Origin of the sequence: uncultured Campylobacter sp. (assembly GCF_938018145.1) — a bacterium.
Lineage (GTDB): Bacteria > Campylobacterota > Campylobacteria > Campylobacterales > Campylobacteraceae > Campylobacter_A.
Window position 1 is genome coordinate 1 of the sequence record NZ_CALIII010000281.1, and the last position, 8,309, is coordinate 8,309.

The 8,309-nt window shown below is 46.9% G+C and carries 7 protein-coding genes and 1 pseudogene; 3 read left to right on the forward strand and 5 right to left on the reverse strand.

All coding sequences use genetic code 11. The features are described 5' to 3' along the window. From Q0338_RS06445 to Q0338_RS06465, 5 genes and pseudogenes are all read right to left on the reverse strand, one after another. Window positions 1–543: pseudogene (locus Q0338_RS06445) on the reverse strand (ATP-dependent metallopeptidase FtsH/Yme1/Tma family protein); the annotation flags it as partial. Continuing rightward, on the reverse strand, window positions 530–1,819 hold the full coding sequence (gene mtaB / locus Q0338_RS06450; protein ID WP_298086042.1) for a tRNA (N(6)-L-threonylcarbamoyladenosine(37)-C(2))-methylthiotransferase MtaB: 1,290 nt from the start codon (window positions 1,817–1,819) through the stop codon (window positions 530–532). The pseudogene Q0338_RS06445 and the gene mtaB, both read right to left, overlap by 14 nt. Beyond that, window positions 1,809–3,404, reverse strand: a complete 1,596-nt coding sequence (locus Q0338_RS06455) for a mechanosensitive ion channel domain-containing protein (protein ID WP_298086043.1) — start codon at window positions 3,402–3,404, stop codon at window positions 1,809–1,811. The genes mtaB and Q0338_RS06455 overlap by 11 nt, the downstream gene beginning before the upstream one ends. After that, on the reverse strand, window positions 3,401–4,438 hold the full coding sequence (aroB, locus tag Q0338_RS06460; RefSeq protein ID WP_298086044.1) for a 3-dehydroquinate synthase: 1,038 nt from the start codon (window positions 4,436–4,438) through the stop codon (window positions 3,401–3,403). The genes Q0338_RS06455 and aroB overlap by 4 nt, the downstream gene beginning before the upstream one ends. Window positions 4,439–4,471: 33 nt before the next feature. Beyond that, a complete protein-coding gene (locus Q0338_RS06465) occupies window positions 4,472–5,875 on the reverse strand; it encodes a TrkA C-terminal domain-containing protein (protein ID WP_298086045.1) in 1,404 nt (467 codons plus the stop codon). A 35-nt stretch (window positions 5,876–5,910) separates the two neighbouring features. On the opposite strand from Q0338_RS06465, the gene tgt reads away from it, so the two are divergent. Genes tgt through Q0338_RS06480 form a run of 3 tightly spaced genes read left to right on the forward strand, consistent with a single transcriptional unit; the run spans window position 5,911 to window position 8,108 of the window. Continuing rightward, window positions 5,911–7,047, forward strand: a complete 1,137-nt coding sequence (tgt, locus tag Q0338_RS06470) for a tRNA guanosine(34) transglycosylase Tgt (protein WP_298086046.1) — start codon at window positions 5,911–5,913, stop codon at window positions 7,045–7,047. A 9-nt stretch (window positions 7,048–7,056) separates the two neighbouring features. Beyond that, window positions 7,057–7,749: a CorA family divalent cation transporter gene (locus Q0338_RS06475; protein WP_298086047.1), complete on the forward strand. Its 693-nt coding sequence runs from the start codon at window positions 7,057–7,059 to the stop codon at window positions 7,747–7,749. A gap of 8 nt (window positions 7,750–7,757) precedes the next feature. Next, window positions 7,758–8,108 (forward strand): hypothetical protein, encoded by a 351-nt coding sequence (locus Q0338_RS06480; protein ID WP_298086048.1) that lies wholly within the window; start codon window positions 7,758–7,760, stop codon window positions 8,106–8,108. Window positions 8,109–8,309: the final 201 nt, after the last annotated feature.

The window sequence follows — 8,309 nt, forward strand, 5'->3', positions numbered from 1 at the left end:
ATATTTCGTCGGATTCTTTAGAAAATCCACGATCTCGCTTAGCTCAAATTTGACGTCTTTTATGCCTGCCACGTCGTCAAATTTGACGTTTGAGATAGCAGGGGCTACCGAGCTAGCGGCGATATTGTCGTATTCGTAGACGTTTGCTTTTTGATTTTCGTTTTGAGCGGCGAGCTTTTGTTTTTTAAACCTCGCATAAATCGCAAGTCCCGCAAAACAGATAACTAGCAGCGCTAGGACGGCTAAAATTTCATCCAGTACGGGCGTCTCTTTTTTTAGATCGACGGGCACTTTTTGCACTAGAGCGCGCATATCCACGCCGTCTTTTACGATGATGTATTTGTTACCGCCTTTGGTCGTGAGCTCCAGCTCGCCGCCGTTTACCGTAGCGCTTGCGATCATATCGCCTTCTAGCAGCTTTTCGTAGCTTTCGTACATTATGTTTTTGGGCTGGCTTCTGCCTACCGCAACGGCTAGCAAAACCGCCAAAATAGCCGTCAAAATCACGATAATCTTTTGTTTATTTAGCTTAAATTTGTGCATAGTCGCCCTCGCTTTTTACTTCAAATTTATCTATGACCGCCCACTCTTTTAAAATTTGCTTATCCGTTTTGATTTTTACTTTGTTGTAAAACTGATCGAAGCCTTCGTAAAATTCGCCGTTTAGTTGCTCGACGAGCACGTTTAGGCTCCCGCCTTTTCTGGCGTGCTCTTGCCTAAATTTAAAATTATTTTCCGCTACGATTTGCTTTAAAACCTTAAGTCTAGCCTTCGCTACGTCGCCGCTAACGTCCACTTTCATATCCGCCGAGTGCGTACCGCTTCGCGGCGAATACGCAAAGCAGTGCAAATGCGTGAGCGGAAATTTTTTAAAATTTGCTAGCGCCTCGCTCCAGATCTCCTCGCTCTCGCCCGGATGTCCCACGATGTAGTCAGTGCCCAGCGCAAAGCCCATCTCGCTAAGCTCCAAAAACAGCTCCAAGTCCCTAAAGGCTTGATTTCGCCGCCTCATGATGCGCAGCATCGCCTCGCTCGTGTGCTGAAGCGCGATGTGCAGATGTCGCTCTAGCCAACTCTCTTTTAAAATCTCGCGAAAGCTCTCGTCTATCTGGCTTGGTTCGATACTACCGAGCCTTATGCGCTTTATGCCGCCTATTTTACCGAGTCTGCCTAGCAAGCGACCCAGGCTTGAGCCCGTATCCTTGCCGTAGCTGCCGATGTTTGTGCCTGTTAGCACTAGCTCGTTGTAGCCGTTGTAGGCTAAAATTTTAGCCTCGCGCAAGATCGCTTCCTCATCCATACTGCGCGCCTTGCCGCGAACGGCGGGGATGATACAGTAACTACACGCAAAGTCGCAGCCCTCTTGGATCTTGATAAAGGCTTTGGTGTGATTTTCGTAGTTCGTTACGATATTTTTGTCGATACTTTTTAAATTTCCCAGCTCGAAAAACGGATCTTGCGACTTTAGCAGCGCGTTTATATCCTCTTTTTTGCTAGCGCCTATCACGCCGAAAACCGCGCTTTTGTTAAACAGCTCCTTGCCCTTGCTCACCGCGCCGCAGCCCGTTAGTATCACTCTAGCGCCGCGTTTTTTTATGCCGTTTATGTAGCTGCGCGCGCCGCTATCTGCTGAGTTTGTGACCGTGCAGGAGTTTACCACTACGATGTCGGCTTCGTTTTCGTCGCTAACGATATCGTAGTCTTTGACGTAGCTTTTCATCAGCTCGGTGTCGTAGATATTCGTGCGGCAACCAAATGTTTTAAAAAATACCTTTTCCCTGCGCGGCTCTTGCGGGGTCAAATTTGAGTTAGGCTTCATGCTTCTCCTCGCCGCCTTCGCCCATCGGCTTTGACTCGCCGGCTTTTACGCGTCTATCCATGTATAAAGTCTGCGTCGGATAGGCGATCACGATGTCGTCGTGGCTAGCGATGGCTTCCATTATCTCCGCACTTATCGTGCTTCGCAAAGATAGCGTGGCAAAGGTGTTTGCCATATACCAGACCGAAATTTTTACGCCGTAAGGCTCGATAAAGGTAAATACGCGCGGCTCGACGTTTGGATTTTTGATGCTGTATTGATTTCGCAGCTTGCTCATTTGCTTTTTGGCGATCTCGGTGTAGCCTTTGGAGTATTTTCGCGCGATATCCTTGATGATGTGGGCGGCTTTTTTGTGGTTAGAATCAAAGCTACAAACCACGTCGATGCCGTCCCAGACGGTCTTCATGCCGTGGTGCGAGTAGTTTGCGATCAGATCGGTGAAGATATAATTATTCGGCACAAATATAATACGCCCCGCTCTTCGGTTTGAGTTTACGGTGACTATCGTGACGTCCTCGTAAATAGTCATCCTAAGCAGCGAGATATCGATGATGTCGCCCACGACATCCTCTCCGTCCTTGCGCACCTTGATGCGGTCGCCGACGTGAAAACTACCGCCAAAAACCACCACCGTCCAGCCGAGCATACTCATAAACATATCTTTCATAGCAATAGCGATACCGGCGGACGCAAAGCCTAGCACCGTAACGAGATAGGTCACGTTTTCGATATAGGCAAAAAGCAAAATCATGATGATGAGCGTGATATTTACGAGGTTTATAAATTTATTCGCCGTATAGAGGCGCTCGTTATCCGTGATCGTCTTTTTGATGATAAATTTGAACAAAAACGAAAGCCCGATCACGACGACGATAAATATACCGATATCTAGCGCCTTTTTCATCTGCGCTTTGATATCCTCGCTAGTGCGGTTTATTGCCTCGTTTACGCGCTTTTCGTATACGCCGTATGTTGTTTTTGCGATGTCGGCGGCGGCGTTAAATTCCGCTAGCTCCTGTCTAGCCTCGGCAAGCTCCGCTTGAAAGCGCGCGTCGTCGCTCAAATTTACGATCTGGGTTAAAATTTGCTCTTTTCTAGCTAGCTCGTCGGTCGTCTTAGAAAGCCCGTCCAGTCGGCGCTTGTACTCGTCTTTTTCGCTTCTTAGCTGCTTTATATGCGAAAAGCCCGAGATCACGGCGACGGGATTGGTTATCTTTTGTAAAATTTCTATCTCGGGAGCCGTTATCATGCTAGAAAACGGCGCTTTTTGAAACTCTCTTAAAAGCTCGATCTGCTCTTTTAGCGTGCTTTGTTTTTTTTGTAGCTCGAGTACTTTTTCGGTATTTTTTGCTTGTTTTTTTATCGCTGCTTCGATTTCATCGAGCTCCGCGCTTAGCTTTTGAAAGGTGTTGTAGTTTGAGTAGCGAGTCGCCCAGATGTTATCGGCTAGCTCGTCCTCGATAAGCGATAAAGACGCGTTTAGCTCGGATAGCTGAGCTTCTTTTGTCGCGTTAAATTCGCTAGGTATATCGTCAAGCGAATAAGCAAAGATCGCAAAAAATAAAATAAATAAAATTTTTCTCATTCAAACTCTCTTAAAACGTCCATCACGAGCTCGCGCGGCACGTCTTTTCGTATCTCGTAGTCTCCGATACCTCGCGGCAAGATAAATTTAATCGCGGAGTTTTCCGCCTTTTTATCGAGGAAAAACGCCTCGTAAAAGCTGCTTGCGTTTAGTACTTTGTAGCTTATCGGCAGGTCAAATTTAACTAGCAGCTCCGCCACGCGCGCCTTTTGCTCCTCGCTCATGAGGCCTAGCTTCACCGCTAGCGAGTTAGCCATATTCATACCGATCGCCACCGCCTCGCCGTGTAGATATTTTTTATAGTTCGTTTCGTTTTCTATCACGTGAGCGAAGGTGTGCCCGTAGTTTAGCACCGCGCGCACGCCCTTTTCGCGCTCGTCGGCCTCTACGACGGCGGCTTTTATCTGCACGCAGCGGTAGATCAAATTTTGCAAATTCGCCTCATCCGTCAAATCTGCGCTCTCCATCCACGAAAATAGATTTTCGTCAAAGGTTATCGCCATCTTTACGGCCTCTGCGAGGCCTGCTGCAAATTCGCGCTTTTCAAGCGTCTTTAAAAACTCAGTCTCGCAGTAAACGGCGCTAGGTTGATAAAACGAGCCGATTAGATTTTTGCCGAATTTATTATTTACGCCCGTTTTTCCGCCTACGCTAGCATCCACTTGCGCTAGCAGAGTAGTCGGGATATTTATAAATTTGATCCCGCGCTCAAAAATGCTCGCCGCAAAGCCCGCCATATCGCTCACCACTCCGCCGCCAAGCGCGATAATAACGCTACTGCGGTCAAGGCGGCTAACGAAAAGCTGCTCTAAGATCGCCTCGATAGTTTGCATATTTTTATACTCTTCGCCGTCGGGGACGCTGATGATAAATTTTTGCGGACAATCTATGCGCGAGAGTAAATTTTGCAGATAAAGCCCGCCTACCTTTGCGTTGGTCACGATAGCGACTTTAGCGTCAAATTTAAGCTCTTTTAGCTCGTTTATATAGACGCCGTAGCCCGGCTTGCCGTCAAATTTTATATCTATTTTCATCTTATTCTCCGCTTTTATTTTATCCAAAATAGCCTAATTTATCGGTATAAAAATCTGATAGTTGTCGCTAAGGCGCGAGTACAGACGGTTCATGTCGTTTGAAAATGCTGCGAATGCGTCTTTTTTGCTGATCTTTTTCGTAAAAGGCACGAACTGGAGCAAATTTCGCTCTTTTTTTAGCCTTAAAATCGGATTTGAGTTTTTATCCTCCACGACCTCGATCTTACGTCCGAAAATCTTAGCCAAGCTGTCAAAATGCTCCTCCATCTCCTCGTCTGCGCCGTTTCGGCCGAAGTGATAAAGGGTGATGGGCATATCAAGCTGCGAGCAGCAGTCCATGATGACGGCCGATTGGCTCTCTATCTCGTCGCCAAAGCCGCTGCTTAGCACCACGCCCTTTTTGATCTCGTCGATGTCGCTTTTACCGATGGCGGCGACGGGTTTTTTTAGCTCGAAAAGCAGCCTTTTGTGCGCGGCGAAAAATTTATTATCCGTCACCACAAGCCCGACGTCGTTTTTAAAAACATCGTCTTTTATCTGCCCTACTCCGCCTCCGAAATAATCAAACATCACCGTCGCCATCTCGTCGTTTACGGATTTTAGCTTTTCGTAGGCTAAATTTAGCGCCGGATTTACGACCTTGACGAAAAGGCGCCTGTTGTTTAGCTTTTCGTGCAGTTTTAGACTCTGCTCAAGCAGCCTTATGCACAGCTTTTCGCCCATCTTTTTCATGTCTAAAAACAGATAAATGTTATGCCCAAACGGGTTTGGAAACTGCCCCGTTTCTTTTTTTACGCTTCTAAATACGCTTAAAAGCACGCTTGGTTCGCCCACTATCAGCAAAACGTCGCCCGGCAGGATCATTAAGTTAGGCTTTGCGATCATGAAATTTGAGCCGCGATAAATCATCGCTATGCGCCATTTTTTCTGCGTTATGGAGCTGATGTGACGGTACATAAAGGAGCTTCCTACAGGCACTTTTACTTCCATTATCTCGCCCTTGCCAAGGCCTAGGTTGTCAGCTACTACGGGGATATCCGGTAAAAAGTCCATGAGCCTAGCCGTTAGCACCGCTCGCGCGTCTAAAACAGTTAGGTGCGAGTCGTCCTCCAGTCCGCCAAGCCCCCAAAGATCCAGCATCAAAATTTCCGTTTTTTTGCTGATTTGACGCAGGTTATTATAGACGCTGACCGTATCAAAGCCGTCTTTTAGCATTATCATAAACTGGCTAAAATAACCGCTGGCTACTTGCCTCAGTCTATCAAGGCTCGTGGGATCAAAGCGGTAAAAGGTAAAATTTTCTAAATTTACGTCCGAGTAATCCTCGTCTCCGCAAGCGATAACTACGTAGTTATGCGTGCTGCTTCTGCTTACAAATAGTCTTTCTAAGAAATGTTTCGCTACAATGCCGTCCGCAACTATCAAGATATTTTTCATTAAAACTCCAAATTTAAAGGGACTATTATATCAAAATGACTTTTAGTATAGATAAAACGGACGGTGCGGCGCGCGCGGGCACGCTAACGACCGCTCACTCGACGATAAAAACGCCCGTGTTTATGCCAGTTGGCACCGTAGGCGCGGTAAAAAGCCTAGACGCGGTGGATATGATGCAGATTTTAGACGCCCAAATCATCCTAGGCAACACCTATCACCTCTACTTGCGTCCTAGCAGCAAGGTCGTAAAAGAGCTCGGCGGCCTGCACGGCTTTACTAAATTTAACCGCTCGTTTTTAACCGATAGCGGCGGCTTTCAGGCATTTTCTCTGAGCAAAATCTCAAAGCCAGGCGATGACGGTATCAAATTTAAAAGCCACATCGACGGCAGCGCGCACTATTTCACGCCGCGCTCGGTGCTAGATACCCAGTACGACCTAAACTCCGACATCATGATGATCCTAGACGATCTAGTAGCGCTTCCTGCTGAAAAAAAGCGCGTGGAGCTAAGCATAAAACGCACGATAAAATGGGCGCGCGAGGCGATAGACTATCATAAATTTAAGCAAAATAACGGCGAAGGGCTCACGCAAAATATATTCGGCATAATCCAAGGCGGCACGGACGAGGCGGCGCGTAAATTTTGCGCCGAAGCTCTGTGCGAGATGCCCTTTGACGGGCTTGCTATCGGCGGTCTTAGCGTAGGCGAAAGCAACCAAGAGATGTATGATACCGTGCAGGCCGTGATGCCCTACATCGACGCGGCGCGTCCGCGCTATCTCATGGGCGTAGGCACTCCCGAAGACCTCGTAGAAAACGTAGCTCGCGGCGTGGATATGTTTGACTGCGTGATGCCGACGCGAAACGCGCGCAACGGCACGCTATTTACGAGTTTTGGTAAGATAAATATCAAGTCCGCAAAATTTGCAACCGACCGCGCCCCGATAGATCCAGAGTGTGACTGCTACGCGTGCCAAAACTACTCGCGCGCCTATCTTAGCCACCTATACCGCGCGGGCGAGCTGACGTTTTTCCGTTTGGCAAGCCTACACAACTTGCACTATTATCTAAATTTGATGCGGCAGATGAGAGAAGCGATAACGGCGGGCGAATTTGAAAAATTTAGGCGAAATTTCTACGCCAAACGCGGTAAAGACGCGCCGAGCATATAAGGCAAAACCGTGAGCGAGCGCGATATCTCGGGGTACTTCTACGACGAGGAGTGCGAGTACGTCTATCTAGTTACGGACGGCAGCGAACAAAACTACAAATTTATCTTTAAAGACGACAAAATTTACGCCCAGGACGGCAGCGAGAGCGGCGCGGAGGAGTTTATCCGCGTCGTAAAAAAGATAACGAGCGAGTTTCGCGCCAAGATCGCCGAGCACTCCGCCCAGCTTGAAAGCTACGAGAAAATCTACGCGGGCAAGAGGGATTTTACTAAATTTATCAAAAAGCACGCGGTCTTAAAATACGAAATACGCAAATTTCAAAATAAAATTTCGCACTTTTACGAGGCTCTGGCGATCTGTCAAAACGAAAGGCCCGAGCTAAAAAAACAGCTCAAAAACTACGTCTACGAAGCCGGTGTGCTAAAAAACGCAGCCTGCGAAAACGCCGCTAGGATAGACGATATATACGCGCATATACAGAGCCTAAAAAACGACAAAATCAACCGAAACATCTACATCCTCACGCTGCTTTCGGCGCTATTTTTGCCGCTAAATTTGATCACCGGATTTTTTGGGATGAATACGAACGGGATGTTTTTAAACGGCTTTCAAAACGGCACGGCTATCGTCGCCGGATCTATGCTTGCTCTTTTTGTGACGCTAGCGGGACTGTTTTGGCTATATAGTAAAAGACGCGGTTAGGAATCAAAATGAATAAAATTTTACTTTTTGTAACTATTTTGGGCATAAACGCGGCATTTGGCGGGATAATAGAGTGGCAAATGGCCTGCAAAGCAGGAAACGTACAAGCTTGCACGGCGGCAGCAGAGTATTTTTACGGGATGGCTCGCACGGAGGATCACTATAAAAAAGCCGCACAAATGTATAAAATCGCTTGCGATAAAGATGTCGGTGAAGCGTGCAGCGGACTAGGCATACTTTACGCAGAAGGCCAAGGCGTAAAAATGGATACAAAAAAAGCAAGAGAGCTTTTTAAAAAAGCTTGCGATAACGGCGAGAAATCAGGCTGCTACAATTACGAGGAAAGCTTTAAAGAATAAATTTGACGATTTAAAATTTAACGTAAAAATCGCAAATAAAATTTAGCCTTAGTCGGTGCACAAAATCATCTTAAAAGCCAAGTTGTTATATCTGTAAAATTTAACCCAAAATCAGCACGTTAAATTTGAGCCTCATTAAAAAATAAGCGCAAATTTAACGCACCCAAACCAAAACCGCAAATCAGGCGCGCAGCATAGTTA

Coding starts and splice junctions, on each gene's coding strand:
- Q0338_RS06480 (WP_298086048.1), top strand. CDS start 7,758: ATGAATAAAATTTTACTTTTTGTAACTATTTTGGGCATAAACGCGGCA.
- Q0338_RS06465 (WP_298086045.1), bottom strand. CDS start 5,875: ATGAAAAATATCTTGATAGTTGCGGACGGCATTGTAGCGAAACATTTC.
- Q0338_RS06455 (WP_298086043.1), bottom strand. CDS start 3,404: ATGAGAAAAATTTTATTTATTTTATTTTTTGCGATCTTTGCTTATTCG.
- tgt (WP_298086046.1), top strand. CDS start 5,911: ATGACTTTTAGTATAGATAAAACGGACGGTGCGGCGCGCGCGGGCACG.
- aroB (WP_298086044.1), bottom strand. CDS start 4,438: ATGAAAATAGATATAAAATTTGACGGCAAGCCGGGCTACGGCGTCTAT.
- mtaB (WP_298086042.1), bottom strand. CDS start 1,819: ATGAAGCCTAACTCAAATTTGACCCCGCAAGAGCCGCGCAGGGAAAAG.